General features: G+C 69.2%; 15 protein-coding genes. 5 read left to right on the top strand and 10 right to left on the bottom strand.

The genetic code is table 11. From position 1 onward, the window contains the following. From ABB55_RS30455 to ABB55_RS19705, 3 genes are all read right to left on the bottom strand, one after another. Window positions 1–189: hypothetical protein (locus ABB55_RS30455; protein WP_054360332.1), on the bottom strand; the 189-nt coding region annotated here is incomplete at its 3' end. Window positions 190–412: 223 nt separating this feature from the next. Further along, window positions 413–1,045: a DUF4384 domain-containing protein gene (locus ABB55_RS19710; protein WP_083463778.1), complete on the bottom strand. Its 633-nt coding sequence runs from the start codon at window positions 1,043–1,045 to the stop codon at window positions 413–415. Between the two features lie 290 nt (window positions 1,046–1,335). After that, window positions 1,336–1,722 (bottom strand): DUF2750 domain-containing protein, encoded by a 387-nt coding sequence (locus ABB55_RS19705; RefSeq protein WP_160321276.1) that lies wholly within the window; start codon window positions 1,720–1,722, stop codon window positions 1,336–1,338. A gap of 369 nt (window positions 1,723–2,091) precedes the next feature. Here ABB55_RS19705 and ABB55_RS19700 point away from each other — a divergent pair, with 369 nt between their 5' ends. Together ABB55_RS19700 and ABB55_RS19695 are read left to right on the top strand one after the other, a co-directional pair. Beyond that, window positions 2,092–3,018 (top strand): spermidine synthase, encoded by a 927-nt coding sequence (locus ABB55_RS19700; protein WP_152982113.1) that lies wholly within the window; start codon window positions 2,092–2,094, stop codon window positions 3,016–3,018. Beyond that, a complete protein-coding gene (locus ABB55_RS19695) occupies window positions 3,015–3,677 on the top strand; it encodes a fused MFS/spermidine synthase (RefSeq protein ID WP_338053656.1) in 663 nt (220 codons plus the stop codon). Before ABB55_RS19700 ends, ABB55_RS19695 begins: the two co-directional genes overlap by 4 nt. On the opposite strand, the gene ABB55_RS19690 is transcribed toward ABB55_RS19695, so the two are convergent. From ABB55_RS19690 to ABB55_RS19660, 7 genes are all read right to left on the bottom strand, one after another. Then, window positions 3,661–4,695 carry a DUF2891 family protein gene (locus ABB55_RS19690; RefSeq protein WP_083463777.1) on the bottom strand — a complete coding sequence of 345 codons (1,035 nt, stop codon included), beginning with the start codon at window positions 4,693–4,695 and terminating at the stop codon, window positions 3,661–3,663. The genes ABB55_RS19695 and ABB55_RS19690 overlap by 17 nt on opposite strands. Further along, window positions 4,695–5,654 (bottom strand): SMP-30/gluconolactonase/LRE family protein, encoded by a 960-nt coding sequence (locus ABB55_RS19685; RefSeq protein ID WP_054360328.1) that lies wholly within the window; start codon window positions 5,652–5,654, stop codon window positions 4,695–4,697. The genes ABB55_RS19690 and ABB55_RS19685 overlap by 1 nt, the downstream gene beginning before the upstream one ends. 29 nt (window positions 5,655–5,683) lie before the next feature. Then, window positions 5,684–7,039 (bottom strand): caspase family protein, encoded by a 1,356-nt coding sequence (locus ABB55_RS19680; protein WP_160321275.1) that lies wholly within the window; start codon window positions 7,037–7,039, stop codon window positions 5,684–5,686. 255 nt (window positions 7,040–7,294) lie between these two features. After that, entirely contained in the window at window positions 7,295–8,029 is a 735-nt protein-coding gene (locus ABB55_RS19675) for a fumarylacetoacetate hydrolase family protein (protein WP_054360326.1), read from the bottom strand. 15 nt (window positions 8,030–8,044) lie between these two features. Then, entirely contained in the window at window positions 8,045–8,587 is a 543-nt protein-coding gene (locus ABB55_RS19670; protein ID WP_054360325.1) for a phosphoheptose isomerase family protein, read from the bottom strand. Beyond that, window positions 8,584–9,375: an ABC transporter ATP-binding protein gene (locus ABB55_RS19665; RefSeq protein WP_054360324.1), complete on the bottom strand. Its 792-nt coding sequence runs from the start codon at window positions 9,373–9,375 to the stop codon at window positions 8,584–8,586. The genes ABB55_RS19670 and ABB55_RS19665 overlap by 4 nt, the downstream gene beginning before the upstream one ends. Then, the gene (locus ABB55_RS19660; protein WP_083463775.1) at window positions 9,372–10,199 is read right to left on the bottom strand and encodes an IclR family transcriptional regulator; all 828 of its coding nucleotides are present in this window, start codon (window positions 10,197–10,199) and stop codon (window positions 9,372–9,374) included. Before ABB55_RS19660 ends, ABB55_RS19665 begins: the two co-directional genes overlap by 4 nt. Before the next feature lie 183 nt (window positions 10,200–10,382). On the opposite strand from ABB55_RS19660, the gene ABB55_RS19655 reads away from it, so the two are divergent. The 3 genes from ABB55_RS19655 to ABB55_RS19645 are packed head-to-tail and all read left to right on the top strand — an operon-like array spanning window position 10,383 to window position 12,982. Continuing rightward, the gene (locus tag ABB55_RS19655) at window positions 10,383–11,186 is read left to right on the top strand and encodes an ABC transporter permease (RefSeq protein ID WP_054360322.1); all 804 of its coding nucleotides are present in this window, start codon (window positions 10,383–10,385) and stop codon (window positions 11,184–11,186) included. A gap of 51 nt (window positions 11,187–11,237) precedes the next feature. Beyond that, on the top strand, window positions 11,238–12,215 hold the full coding sequence (locus ABB55_RS19650; protein ID WP_054360321.1) for an ABC transporter substrate-binding protein: 978 nt from the start codon (window positions 11,238–11,240) through the stop codon (window positions 12,213–12,215). After that, window positions 12,212–12,982, top strand: a complete 771-nt coding sequence (locus tag ABB55_RS19645) for an SDR family NAD(P)-dependent oxidoreductase (protein WP_054360320.1) — start codon at window positions 12,212–12,214, stop codon at window positions 12,980–12,982. The genes ABB55_RS19650 and ABB55_RS19645 overlap by 4 nt, the downstream gene beginning before the upstream one ends. Window positions 12,983–12,989: the final 7 nt, after the last annotated feature.

The raw sequence follows: 12,989 nt of genomic DNA, 5'->3' as shown, positions 1-12,989 counted from the left end.
CGCATAGGTCGCGTCGGCCCGGTCGAGCAGGGTCAGCACCGTCAGCGGGCCCGGCCGCGGCTTGACCGCCTCGTAGGCCTGGCTCTGCACGACCGACAGGTCGCGCACCGTCTGGGCCGAGGCCGGCACGGCCGCGGCGCTGGCGAGAAGCAGGGCCGCGAGCCCCGCGACGGCGATCGAATGGCGCATGGAACTCTCCTTGGGATGCGGGCCGGCGCCGCGCGCCGCCCGGATGGTCTCGGAAACGTTGGAACGGAAGCGATGGATCGGAAGCGATGGATAGAAGGCGATGGACGGTTCGGCTGGACCGAGGCATCCCGGAACCGGATCGGAACCCGGTGCCCCGCCCCGCCGCCCAGTCAGCCGGCCTGCCGGACAGTCCCGGCCGGCCAGCCGGCCCGCCGCGCCGGCCTCACTCGGTGACGCGGATGACCAGCTGGGCGAAGCCCCAATGCTCGCGCGGGAAGACGCCGAGCTTGCCCTGCAGGGTCGGCAGCAGGCTGTCCCGCGTGATCTGCAGTTCCGCCGGATTGGCCGTCGTCGACCCGCCCAGGAAGCCCTGGAAGCGCTTGCGCGTCGCCACGAACAGCACCGTCTCGTCGCCCGCCGGCGGCGCCGCCACGATCGCCAGCCCCCGCCGCGGCAGGTCGACCGGCACCCCGGCCTGGAGCCGCAGGTTCTCCGCCCACAGTTGCACCCGCCCCGAGGCGCTCATCACATAGACATGGCCGAAGCCCGCATGGGTCGACACCACCTTGAACCGGATCGGGTCGCCGATCCGGATCACCGGCGAGCCCGACGGCACCAGCGACACCGTCACCGGGCCCGACACGCCCGACCCGCCGCCGCCGCCCGCCTCGGGACGCGGCCGCGGCCGCTCCGGCTTGGTCACCACCGTCAGGTCGCGCGCCGCCTGCGCCGAGGCCGAAACCGGCGCCACCAGCGTCGCCGCCAGGGCCGCCAGGCCGAAGGCGAAAGCCCCGAACGCCGGGACCCCGAACGCCGGGCCTGCAGCCACCCGACCCGAAATGCTCATCCGACCCATGGCGTCCCCTCCCCCGAACGGCGCCCCGACGGAGCGTCAACTCTTACATTCACGACACTAGAAGCCCCGCCCCGACTTGTTAAGCCTCGCAACCCCGAACCATCTTGCCACCCGACAATCCGTTGGGAAGGGGGCGGGTCGGTCGCGAACCGCAGGGCTTCGATCCGCAGAGCCCCAAGTCCGATCTGCCATTCGCCGGGTCGGCAACGGGCAGCGTCCGGCCGGGTCGGCCTTCGAGGCCGACGCGCAGCACGGCGGCGGTCTGCCTCGGAGGTCCCAGATCAACTCAATTACCCATACCACTCATTCAAGTAATCGCGGATATCCTGTTCCACGCGATCGTTGGTTGCATCGGCGACATTTTCTTCAACAGGGAACACGGATACCAGCCCCCCTTCTTCCGTCAGCTCCGGAATAACGACATCCAGGAATTCCGAAAGTTCAATGGATCGGGGTTCAAAATCAGCCCAATGGTCTACGGCATTCAGTGCTGCATATTCCTTCCGCGGCCACACCGGGAAGGTCGGTGTTCCATCGTCGGTTTGCGACATCACCCATCCGTCCGAATAGAGACTCCAAACCTCTTGTGTATCGCACACGACCTTCACGAAGTGATCGTACCGCTCCGCGGGGGTCAGCTTCATGATTGCTTCAATTTGCTTGACTGAAACGGACATTCTTTCGTCTCCGAGCCTCATCGCAATGCAATCCGAGAGTCTTTCCGAAGGGCAAGGTCTGCATTTTTCTTGATAGAGCCTCGCATCGTGACAGGTCCCTGTCTACGGGCTGGCCGGCTTTCGAGCCATCAAACAGACTCACGTCACCTGGACCGAGGAGGCCGGAAACGGGAGGGCGTCGGATCAGCCGGAATGCCTCGCTTCGAGCACCCCCTTGCGCAGGCAACCGCAGTCCGCGCGAAACGGCGCGAACCGACATTGTGATGGACCACGAACGGCGGCTCGGCTGGCAATCGTCACGGGGGCGCACTATTGAACAGGGAGCCCCTGCCGCCCGACGGCACCCGAGCCCCGACCGGAGTCCTTCCGATGCAGCATCTCAGCCGGCGCCAGTTCGCCAAGGCGGCCTTCTGGCTTCCGACCCTCGCCCTGGCCGGCCCGGCTTGGGCCCAGACGGGTGACGATCCGGTCGAGTTCGTCGAGAGCCAGTACAACAACATCTATATCTACAAGCGCGGCACCCAGGTCTCGATGACCTTCGGCCACAACAAGCGCCTCTATACGGAATCGGTCATGGATACGACTGACACCAAGGCGCTGCCGGTCGAGTATACCAAATTCATGACCGCCGCGGTCGCCTACACGAAGAAGCAGGATTCGATCCTGCAGATCGGCCTCGGCGGCGGCCGGACCTCGTGGTACCTGCATGTCCATCTGCCCGACGCGGCGATCGACGTGGCCGAGATCGACCCGGTGGTGATCGATCTGGCCAAGAAATACTTCGCCGTGAAGGAGGAGAAGAACTTCGCGCCGGTCGCCATGGACGGGCGTCTGTTCCTCCTGCGCAATCCGGCCAAGCGCTACGACCTGATCTGCATCGACGCCTATCGCGGCCCCTTCGTGCCGTTCCACCTGCTGACCAAGGAATTCTACGTCAAGGTCGCCGAGCATCTGACCGAGGGCGGCATCGTCGCGCAGAATGTCGAGCCCTCGACCATGGTGTTCAACGCCGCCGTGGCGACCATGAAGTCGGTGTTCCGGCAGGTCGACTTCTTCCCGGCCGCCGGCAATGTCGTGCTGGTCGCCTATAACGACGCCGAACGGCTGTCCGACGCGGAACTCCTCAAGCGCGCCGAGGCCCTTCAGGCGAAATATGCGTTCCGCTATCCGCTGACCGATCTGGTCAAGGGCCGGCGCGAGCCGTCCAATCCGGTCAAGGGCCAGATCCTGACCGACGATTTCGCCCCGGTCGAGACGCTGCACGCGATCGAGCGGAAGAACGAGAAGTGGAAGTGAGCGAGGCCAAGCCGCCGATGACTGCCCGGACCACCAACGCCCTCCTGCTCTGCCTCTACGCCTTCCTGCTCGGCTTCTCGCTGATGAGCTTCGAAATGCTCGGCAGCCGCTATCTCTATCCCTATTTCGGTGGCGGCCTGAATACCTGGGCGGTGCTGATCTCGGTGGTGCTGATCGCGCTGATGGTCGGCTATTTCGTCGGCGGCATGATCGCCGACGCGCATCCGGACCAACGCGTGCTCGGCGCGATCATCGCCACGTCCGGCCTCTACATGCTGGCCATCCCGCTGATCTCCGACAAGGTCATCCTGTTCGCGCTCGATGTCGCCGGCGACGGTCCGGTCGGCGCCTTCCTGGCGACCGTGCTGCTGCTCGCCTTCCCGCTGACCGCGCTCAGCGTGTTCTCGCCCTTCTCGGTGCGCCTGCTGATCACCGCCCATACCGATGCGGGCCGCATCTCGGGGCTGGTCTATGCGGTCTCGACCGCCGGCAACATCCTCGGCGTGCTGGTGACCAGCTTCTGGCTGATCCCGACCATGGGCTCGCGCGCGATCACCTACGGCATGGGCGCCGTGACGCTCGCGACCGCGCTCGCCATCATGGCCGTGCGCCTGCGCGAGGCCGCCCCGCGCCCCGTGCCGGTCACGTCCCGGGCCTGACCAGCGGCCTCAGCGCGAGCACGCCGAACTGGGCGACCCAGTGGCCGACCGCCTCGTAGCTGCCCTGCCAGTCGCGGGCGGCGAGCGCCGCCGCGACATGGTCGGCATAGGCGCGGGCGGCGGCCGGCTCGCCGCTCGCCCGCCACACGGCCCACAGACCCCAGGCCCGGCTGAAGCGCAGGCCGCGCTCGTGCACGGTCGACGCCTTGCCGGCCGGCGCGCCGAAACCGTCGAGCACCCTGTCGTCGCGGATCAGCCGGAGCAGGCTCGCACGGTCTTCGGTCAGCGCGGCGAGCCAGAGCAGGTTCGGGCAGACCGCCATGAAGCTGCCGCGGTCGAAGCCGCCCCGGCAGGCCCGGCCGATCGTGCCCGGATCGGTGAAGCCCTGCCGCACCAGCCGGCGGGCGCGGGCGGAAAGCCGCGCGTCTCCCCGGAAGGCGGCATAGTCGAGCAGGTTGATCAGCGCCCAGGACTGGCTGCGATAGGCGGTTCCGAGCGGGTCGGGCGGGATCGATTCCAGATAGGCGGCGAGGCTCGCCGCCACCCGGTCGCCGAAGCCGACCAGGTCGTCGCGCCCGGTCAGACGGGCATGTTCCGCAACAAGGCGCAGGAACCAGGCCCGGCCGTAGGGCATCTCGAAATCCGGGTTTGCCGCCAGGAAGGCGGCCTCCTCGGCCATCCGTCCGCGAGCCTCAAGCCGCGCCAGCGCGGGCGCCGCGAAGGCCGGATCGCCGGTCGCCGCGGTCAGTGCGATGAGCGCCCAATGGCCGTGGACGGCGGAATGCCAATCGATGCAGCCATGGAAGACCGGATGGCCGGTGTCGCGGCGCGCGATGCAGGCGGCGATCGGCGCGCCCAAGGCAGGCAGCACCGCGCGCGCCTCGGCGGCGACGGCCTCGATCTCCGGCGGCAGTGCCGGCGGCGCCGCCTCGGCAGCCCGCACCGGGGCCGCCGCCAGCATCAGCGCGAGCCCGGCCCCGGCCATAAGGCGGATCGCCACCCCCGCGCGCGTCGTCATCAGTCGACCGGCTTCAAGCGGATGCGCCCCATGGCGCCGGCACCCTGCGCGGAGTGAATGTCGGACGGACCGCCGAAATAGGCCATCTGGCGGTCGTCGGACCGGATCACCGTGGTGACGAACTGCATCGGCACGGGAATCGCGCCGAGATATTCGCCCTTGCGGCTGATCCGCATGATGCGGCCGGCACCGTATTCGGGCACCAGCAGGTTGTCGTTCTCGTCGACATCGATGCCGTCCGGCCCGGTCTTGTCGTAGAAGGGGAAGCCGGACGGCTTCGGGATGCCGAGCGTGATCAGGACGCGGTCGTCGACGAGCTTGAAGTCCGGCGTCACCGTGTAGGCGAGGATGCGCCGGCCGATATGCTCGGAGACGAACAGATCGCGGGTCGCGCTGTCGAAATAGATACCGTTGGCGTAGCGGATGCCGCCCTTCAGCCGCTCGGCGCGGCCGTCGCGCCAGACATGGACGATCGAGCCGGTCGCCGGCGCGGAAGCGTCGAACAACCCGGAATCGGTCACGAAGGCGCCGCCGTCGCCGTCGGTGGTCAGGTCGTTCGGCCAACGGATGCGCGTGCCGGCACTGTCCTCGGCGACCACCTTGCGGACCTGGCCGTTGCGGTCGAGAAACACCACCGCGCCGGCCAGATGACAGTTGATCAGGTACTGGTCGTCGGCCATCGCGACGATCCCGGTCGGGCCGCAATTCTGGATCGACCAGACCGTCTTCGGCGCCGCCGTCTTCGCATCGTAGAGCTTGATCTGACCGGCCGACATGTCGGTCATGAACAGGATGCCGCGATGGATATAGGCGCCTTCCGGATACTGGTAGTTGGTGTCCAGGATCTCGGGCTTGCCGACGGTCCCGTCGGCCGCGGCCACCGGACCGATCCCGCCGAAAGCCAGCACCCCGGCCAGCCAAAGGCCCGCGGCCCGCACCAGGCCCGCTGTCATCGTCATCTCCGCGAACTCCCCGAGTCGGCGGCAGCCTATTGCCGCGACAGCGTGAACCTGCCGCGGTTCGTGCCGACCTGCCACTCTCCTTCGATCACGTCTCCGGCACGATTGAGGCGGCCGCGATAGGTGATGGAATGGCTGACCCCGCCGGACCCGTCATAGGTCTTGGTCAGCACGATGCCGCCATCGGCGGCGACGCGTCCGGCCCAGGTGGCGCGCAGCTGCGTCGTGGACTTGTTGCCGAAGGTGTTCGGCTCCGAGGAGAGGCCGGTGACGCGGTCGCCCATGCCGTTCAGCGACACCGCGAAGGGCACCGGGTTCTGCTTGAGGTTGGTGTAGGTGTATTGCCCTGACCAGGTGCCGTCGAGCGGCAGGGTCGCGATCGGGACGACGCCGGTGAACTCCGACGGACCGCCGGACGGCGTCAGCGAGGCGATCGGCCGGGACAGCTTGCGGCGCGACTGTTCGGCGAGATCGGCATAGAAGCCGGTCGGATAGCGGCGCAGGAAGGCATCCCAGGCCTCGATCGTCCCGGCCGCCTGCGCCATCTGGTAGTCGGCGCGGATGGTCGCGTCCGGATCGCTGGCGCTGCCGCCGCCGGCCATCGGCCGGCCGAGATAGATCTCGCGCCCGCCGAGCGAACCGGAGAAATAGGGGATCTGCCGGGCATCGGTCATCATGCTGACATCGTCGCGGATGCGGCCGAGGGCGAGGCGGATCTCCGCCCCGTCGGCCGCGAGATGCCGGCTGATCGCCTTGGAGAAGGGGCTGACCTGGCCGTCGCCGTCGAAGGCGACGCGGCCCGGCTCGGCCGCGTAGGCGATGAGCAGGTTCGGCGCGCCGGCCTCGACCCGGCCGAGGCCGCGGGTGACGCTGCGCGTGGCCGTGCGCCGCTGCATGGTCGAGACGAAGGGATTGTCGCGGCAGGCGTCGAGCAGCACGAGCTTCAGCTGGCGGGCGCCGTCGAGGGCACTCAGGACGCGGTCGAGCGGGACCGCCTCGTCCGGCACGTCGCGATCGCTCATCAGCCGGGCGTCGACCGGAACCAGATAGTTCTGCCCGTTCACCTCGATGCCGTGGCCGGAATAGTAGACCATCGCGACATCCGCACCCTGCGCGGCATCCTCGAACCGGCGGAGCGCCTGTTTCATGCCGGTCAGCGTCAGGTCGGTCGCCGGAATGATCTCGTCGAAACCGGCCGACTGCAGCACCTGCCGGATCGCTTCAACGTCGCGGATCGGGTTGGGAAGCTGCGCATTGGACTGGTAGGCGCTGTTGCCGATCAGCAGCGCGACGCGCCGTTCGGCCGAGGCCGACGTTACGCCGGCCGCGAGCCCGACGACGATGCAGAGGGCGCCGAGAAGCGCGGATGCCACATGTCTGATCACGGAAGCCCCCAAGGATCGAGCGCACGCAGTTTCCCGGCCGACCCGGGCGCCGCATTCGCCAACCGACCGGCGCGTGGCTGCGCGCGAAAGCCGGTCGGCTTGTGCTCCGCACCCGGTACGGGGGAACCGGTCCGTTGCCTTAAACCGCAGGAAACCTAGCAGCCTTCCGCGTCGTCCTGAAGACCGGTGCAGCCTGCCCATGCTGTCCCCGCCTCCAAACGCCTTGGTGGCAGGCCGTTCCGCGCGCGACCGTCGTCAGGCGGCAGGCAGGACCGCGATCCGGATCGGCGCGAACCCGTCGAGCGTCGCCTCCACGAGGCCCGGCCCCGGCACGGGCACCAGCCCGCAGAGCGCGCCGGTGGTGACGATCTGGCCGGCCTTGAGACCGCCGCAGCGGTCGGCCTGCACCGCCGCCCAGGCGACCAGCGGGGCGAGCGTGTCGCCCTGCGGATGCACGGCGGGCGCCGAGACGAGCGCGGCGCCGTCGAGCGTCGCGCGGCAGGTCCGACCGGCGAGATCGATGTCGGCCGGGACGGCGGGGCCGACGACATAGCCATCATTGGCCAGGCTGTCGGCCAGGAAGCACGGAAACGGCGCCGCACTGCCGCTCTCCAGCCGGTGGCGGACCATCTCGATGCCGAACACCCAACCGTCGATCGCGGCAACGAGATCGGCCCTGGAAATCGGACCGGGCGGCAGATCGCGGCCGAGCCGGACCGCGATCTCCAGTTCGATCGCCAGTCCCTCGCCCCAGGTCCATCGGGCCGGCGCCGTCACGGTGACGACGCTCGGCAGCGGTGCGGCGACGGCGCCCTGGCCGGGCGGCAGCGCGACCTTCCAGCCGGCGACGCCGGACCCCAGCGCCGCCAGGATGCCGGCCTGACAGCCATAGGCCGCGTCGATCGTGGCCGGACCGTCGGTCGCGGCGATGCGCCGCCCGTCACGGCGGGCCTCGATCAGACGGGCCGAAAAGGAGGGCTGTGCGATCATCGAGGGCAATCCGGCTCAGAGGAGATTGGCGTGGCGGGCGGCGAGGTCGGCATGACTGCGGCCGAGTCGCGCGGCCAGGTCGAGAAGCAGCATTTCGCAGAGGAGATGCAAGGCCAGTTCGAAGGCCGAGCCGAGCGGCAGCGGGCTTACCGGTGCATCCGCCATGGTCTGCGCCGGCAGGCACAGAATGAGGTCGGACTCCGGCACGGCGCCCGGGCGCGCGGTGACGACCGCGATCGCCGCTCCGACACGACGGGCGGCGGCGATCACCGCGTCGGCCGTCGGCAGCGACCCCAGTGCCGCGGCGACCAGGACGAGATCGCCCGGCCCGGCCGGCGGGGCGGACAGCTGGCCGACGAAATGGGCGTCGATGCCGAGATGGGCGAGCCGCATGGCGGCGGCCTGCAGGACGAGCCCGTTGCGGCCGACGCCGTAGAGAAAGACCCGCCGCGCCGCCGCCATGCGGGTTGCGAGGGCGTCGAAGCCCGCCGCGTCGACGGCCTCGAACACGCGGCGCTGTTCGGCCAGGATCGCCCCGAGGGCGGCGAGGCCGGTCATCCGTGGCCGCCGGCGGAGAAGACGCCGCGCTCCAGGAAGATCTCCGTGATCGCATCGGTCGCCGCGACGAAGCGCGGGTCCTTGCGCGCGCCGAGCCCGCGCGGCCGCGGGATGTCGATGGTCATGATGGTCTCGATCCGGCCCGGCCGCGGCGACATGACCACGACGCGGTCGGCGAGCAGCACGGCCTCGTCGATCGAGTGGGTGATGAACACGACCGTCTTGCGCGTCTCCATCCACAGCCGTTCGAGATCGATGCGCATCTGTTCGCGGGTCAGCGCATCGAGCGCGCCGAAGGGCTCGTCCATCATCAGGAGCGGCGGCTCGTGGACCAGGCCGCGGGCGATCGATGCGCGCTGGCGCATGCCGCCGGACAGTTCGTAGGGACGCCGGTCGGCAAAATCCTCCAGGCCGACGGCCTTGAGCAATTCCATCGCCTTGGGCAGATAGCGGGCCCGGTCGAGGCCGCGCATGTCGATCTGGAACAGCACGTTTTCGAGCACGTTGCGCCATTCGAGCAGGATCGGCTGCTGGAACACGATGCCGATATCGGTGACCGGCGCGGTGACGGACTTGCCGAACACGGTCAGCTCCCCGCCGGTGCGCGGCACCAGGCCGGTGATCAGGCGCAACAGCGTGGACTTGCCGCAGCCGGACGGACCGACGATGGCGACGAATTCGCCGGGCTCGATATCGAGGTCGATCGGGGCCAGCGCCGTGGTGGCGCGCTCGCCCTGTCCATAGACCTTGCTGACCCCGCGGATGGATATTCCGGACGACGCCGTCATAGGGCTTCACGCCTCCCGAGAGTTTCTTGTTGGGGCCGCCGCAGCGGCCAGACACGGGCGAGTTCGGTCGCGGCCGCCCGCAGCGCCGCGACCATTGCGGGCCGCCGTTCCGGCGACAGGCGCATGACCGGGCCGGCGACGCTGGTCGCGCCGAGCGCTCGGCCGGTCGCAGGATCGATCACCGCCACCGCCACGGCGGCGACGCCGGCTTCGGCCTCCTCCTCGGCGGTCGCAAAGCCCTGGGCCCGGACGCGGGCGAGCGCGCCGACGAGACCCTCGATGGTGGTCAGCGCGCGCGGGCCGACCTCGGCGGAGGGCTGGCCGAGCCCGTCCCGGAGCGCGATCCGGCAGGCTTCCTCGTCGGTCAGCGTGGCGAGCCACGCCTTCCCGTTGGCGGTCGCGTAGGAGACGATCCGCCCGCCCATGGACGGCTGGTAGACGAGCCCGGGCGGGGCGCCCTGGGCCGAGCCGATCCAGACCAGCCGGTCGTCGTCGACCAGCGTCAGGCGGACCAGCTCGGCCGTCTGCCGCGCCACGTTGCGCAGGATGCCGTCGGTCGCGTCGGCGATGCCGGCGGTCTGCATGAAGCGCTGGCCGAGCACGGCGAGGCGGAGCGTCAGCCGGTACTGCTCGGTCGAGGGGTCCTGCTCGACCCAGCCCTCGGCGGCGAGATGCTCGAGCAGCCGCTGCACGCTCGACTTCGGCGCATCCAGGCGCTGGGCGAGGTCGGTCAGCCGGTGCGCATGGCGGGCATCCGCCATGGCTTCGAAGACGGCGAGGCAGTGGGAGAGTTGAGACTTGACGACCCGCATTTGACGGTACATCGTTCCATCATGGATTTCGTTCAGTTTGCATGAAGCGAGGTCCGCGTCAATCCGCCGAACCAACGGCGACGGCCCCCGGGGATCGGATCGGACATCCGACCGCAGGAGCCGAGAATTCAGTGCGGTGAGCACCGCGATTGCGTCCGCAGCGACGCCCGGTGCTCAAGGAGGAAGGCTCGGGATATGGGCAAGGCGGTCGGGTCGGTCGCCCGGCGCCTGCGCGGCGGTGCGCAGGTGGCGGTGACGGTGGCGGGGTTTCTGATCCTCTGGGAGGTGGCGGCGCGCGGCTTCGGGCTGCCGGCCTACATCCTGCCGGCGCCCTCGGCGGTGTTCGTCGAGCTCTGGAACCGCCGCGTACAGTATTCCGGCGCCGCCCTGTTCACCCTGCAGCCGATGCTGATCGGCTTCGCCGCCGCGGTGATCGTCGGCATCGCGCTGGCGCTGATCGTCGCCTTCTCGCGCGGCATGGAGAAGACCGTCTATCCGCTGCTGGTCTTCTTCCAGATCGTGCCCAAGATCGCGGTCGCCCCGCTGTTCATCATCTGGTTCGGCTTCGGGCTGATCCCGAAGGTGCTGCTGGTGTTCCTCCTGTCCTTCTTCCCCGTGGTGGTCTCGGCGATCACCGCCTTCCGCTCGGTCGATCCGGACATCATGGATCTGGCGCGCTCCACCGGCGCCGGACGCTGGCGCATCTTCCTGCGCGTGCAGGTGCCGCATGCCCTGCCGACGCTGTTCACCGGCATCAAGGTGGCGGCGGCCCTGTCGGCGACGGCCGCCGTGGTGGCCGAATTCGTCGCCTCCGACCGCGGCCTCGGCTACCTGCTGCTCGAAGCCAACGGCAACCTGAACACCTCGATGGCCTTCGGGTCGGTCTTCGTCCTGACCGCCCTGGGCTTTGCCCTCTATGCGGCGGTCGAATTGGTCGAGCAGATTCTGATCCCCTGGCACGTATCCCAGCGCGGCCATGGCGACGTGAATCCGATCTGAAAGCCGGCCCACCCCGGCAAGTCCCCTGAAAAAACCAAAAGGGAGGAACACATGAAGTCCTTGAAGAGCCTACTCGGCCTGGCGGCCGGCATCGTCATGCTGGCCTCGGCGCCGGCCGTCGCGCAGGAAAAGGCGACGCTGCGCCTGAACTGGCTGATCTACGGCTTCCACACCCCGTTCTACCTCGGCATCGAGCGCGGCTACTACAAGGCCGAGGGCATCGATCTGGAGGTCGGCGAGGGCCAGGGCTCCGGCCGCGCCGTGCAGATCGTCGCCGCCAAGGGCGACACCTTCGGCCTCTCGGACGGTGCCAGCATCATCAACGGCATCACCAAGGGCGCGCCGATCAAGGCCGTCATGGGCATCATGAACACGACGCCCTTCGCGGTCATCGCCCGCGCCGACAGCGGCATCAAGTCGATGAAGGACCTCGAGGGCCGGACCATCGCGGCGACCACCGGCGAGGCCGGGCTGACCATCCTGCCGGCCCTGATCAAGGGCGCCGGGCTCGACCAGTCCAAGATCAACTTCCTGCGCGTCGACGGCCCGACCAAGCTGGTCGCGGTGCTAGAGAAGCGCGCCGACGCCCTGCTCGGCGGCTCGGAAAACCAGCCCTTCATCCTCGAGCAGAAGGGCGTCGCGTCGACCGTGTTCAACTATGCCGACTACGGCGTGAACACGATGGGTCTCGCCATCCACGTCCATGCCGACACGCTGAAGGACAAGCCGAAGCTGGTCGAGGGCTTCATCCGGGCGACCCAGAAGGCCTATGCGGAGGCCGAGAAGGACCCGGAGGCGGCGATCGCGGCGGGCCTCAAGGTCAAGCCGGACATGGACAAGGCGATGGCGCTGAAGCAATTGCAGGCCGGGCTCAAGCTGGTCCGCTCCAAGGCGGCCCCGACGGCGGCGATCGGCTTCATGGCGCCGGCCGACTGGCAGATGACGCTCGACCTGATGAAGGACTACCAGGAGCTCAAGACCGACATGACCGCGGCGTCCTTCTTCAGCAACGATCTCCTGCCGAAATGAGCAGGGATGCGCAAACGGGCCGCGCCGCCATCGTCACCGGCGGCGCGCGCGGCATCGGCCTGGCCATCGCGCGGCGCCTCGCCGCGGATGGCTGGCGGCTGGCGCTCTGGGACCGGGACGCGGCCGGCGCGATTGCCGCCGCGTCCGCTCTCGGCCCCCACCATCTCGGCCTCCCCCACCTCGGCCTCGGCTGCGACATTGCCGACGAGGCGTCGGTCGCGGCCGCGGCGGATGCCACCTGGGCGGCCTTCGGCACGGTCCGCGGCCTCGTCAACAATGCCGGCATCCTCGGCCCGGTCGCCCCGCTCTGGCTGCAGCCGCCGGCCGAATTCCGCAGGGTGATCGACGTCAACCTGACCGGCACCTTCCTGGTGCTGGCCGCCTGCGTGCCGCGCATGCTGGAGGCCGTGGGTCCCGACCGCGGCCGGATCGTCAACGTCTCGTCGATCCAGGCCAAGGAGGGCATGCCGAATGCCGGCGCCTATGCGGCCTCCAAAGCCGGCATCGTCGCGATGACCAAGAGCCTCGGCAAGGAACTGGCGACCCACGGCATCCTGGTCAACTGCATCACCCCGGCGGCGGCCGAGACCGACATGGCCAAGGAAATCACGCCGGCCCGCAAGGCCGAGATCCTGGCGCGCATCCCGATGGGCCGCTTCGTCGGCGTCGACGAGATTGCCGCCATGACGGGCTGGCTTCTGTCGGACGATTGCAGCTATTCGACCGGGGCCGTATTCGACCTGTCGGGCGGCCGGGCAACCTATTGAGGAACCA

Source organism: Prosthecodimorpha hirschii (genome assembly GCF_001305515.1).
In the GTDB taxonomy this organism is placed as follows: Bacteria; Pseudomonadota; Alphaproteobacteria; order Rhizobiales; family Ancalomicrobiaceae; genus Prosthecodimorpha; species Prosthecodimorpha hirschii.
Note: the sequence above shows the minus strand (reverse complement) of the source record. Positions and strands in the feature narration are given on the sequence as shown.

Excerpts from the sequence above, each read along its gene's own strand:
- ABB55_RS19710 (WP_083463778.1), bottom strand. The coding sequence starts at position 1,045 with ATGGGTCGGATGAGCATTTCGGGTCGGGTGGCTGCAGGCCCGGCGTTC.
- ABB55_RS19645 (WP_054360320.1), top strand. The coding sequence starts at position 12,212 with ATGAGCAGGGATGCGCAAACGGGCCGCGCCGCCATCGTCACCGGCGGC.
- ABB55_RS19675 (WP_054360326.1), bottom strand. The coding sequence starts at position 8,029 with ATGATCGCACAGCCCTCCTTTTCGGCCCGTCTGATCGAGGCCCGCCGT.
- ABB55_RS19700 (WP_152982113.1), top strand. The coding sequence starts at position 2,092 with ATGCAGCATCTCAGCCGGCGCCAGTTCGCCAAGGCGGCCTTCTGGCTT.
- ABB55_RS19690 (WP_083463777.1), bottom strand. The coding sequence starts at position 4,695 with ATGACGACGCGCGCGGGGGTGGCGATCCGCCTTATGGCCGGGGCCGGG.
- ABB55_RS19660 (WP_083463775.1), bottom strand. The coding sequence starts at position 10,199 with ATGTACCGTCAAATGCGGGTCGTCAAGTCTCAACTCTCCCACTGCCTC.
- ABB55_RS19685 (WP_054360328.1), bottom strand. The coding sequence starts at position 5,654 with ATGACGATGACAGCGGGCCTGGTGCGGGCCGCGGGCCTTTGGCTGGCC.
- ABB55_RS19665 (WP_054360324.1), bottom strand. The coding sequence starts at position 9,375 with ATGACGGCGTCGTCCGGAATATCCATCCGCGGGGTCAGCAAGGTCTAT.
- ABB55_RS19670 (WP_054360325.1), bottom strand. The coding sequence starts at position 8,587 with ATGACCGGCCTCGCCGCCCTCGGGGCGATCCTGGCCGAACAGCGCCGC.
- ABB55_RS19650 (WP_054360321.1), top strand. The coding sequence starts at position 11,238 with ATGAAGTCCTTGAAGAGCCTACTCGGCCTGGCGGCCGGCATCGTCATG.
- ABB55_RS19705 (WP_160321276.1), bottom strand. The coding sequence starts at position 1,722 with ATGTCCGTTTCAGTCAAGCAAATTGAAGCAATCATGAAGCTGACCCCC.
- ABB55_RS19655 (WP_054360322.1), top strand. The coding sequence starts at position 10,383 with ATGGGCAAGGCGGTCGGGTCGGTCGCCCGGCGCCTGCGCGGCGGTGCG.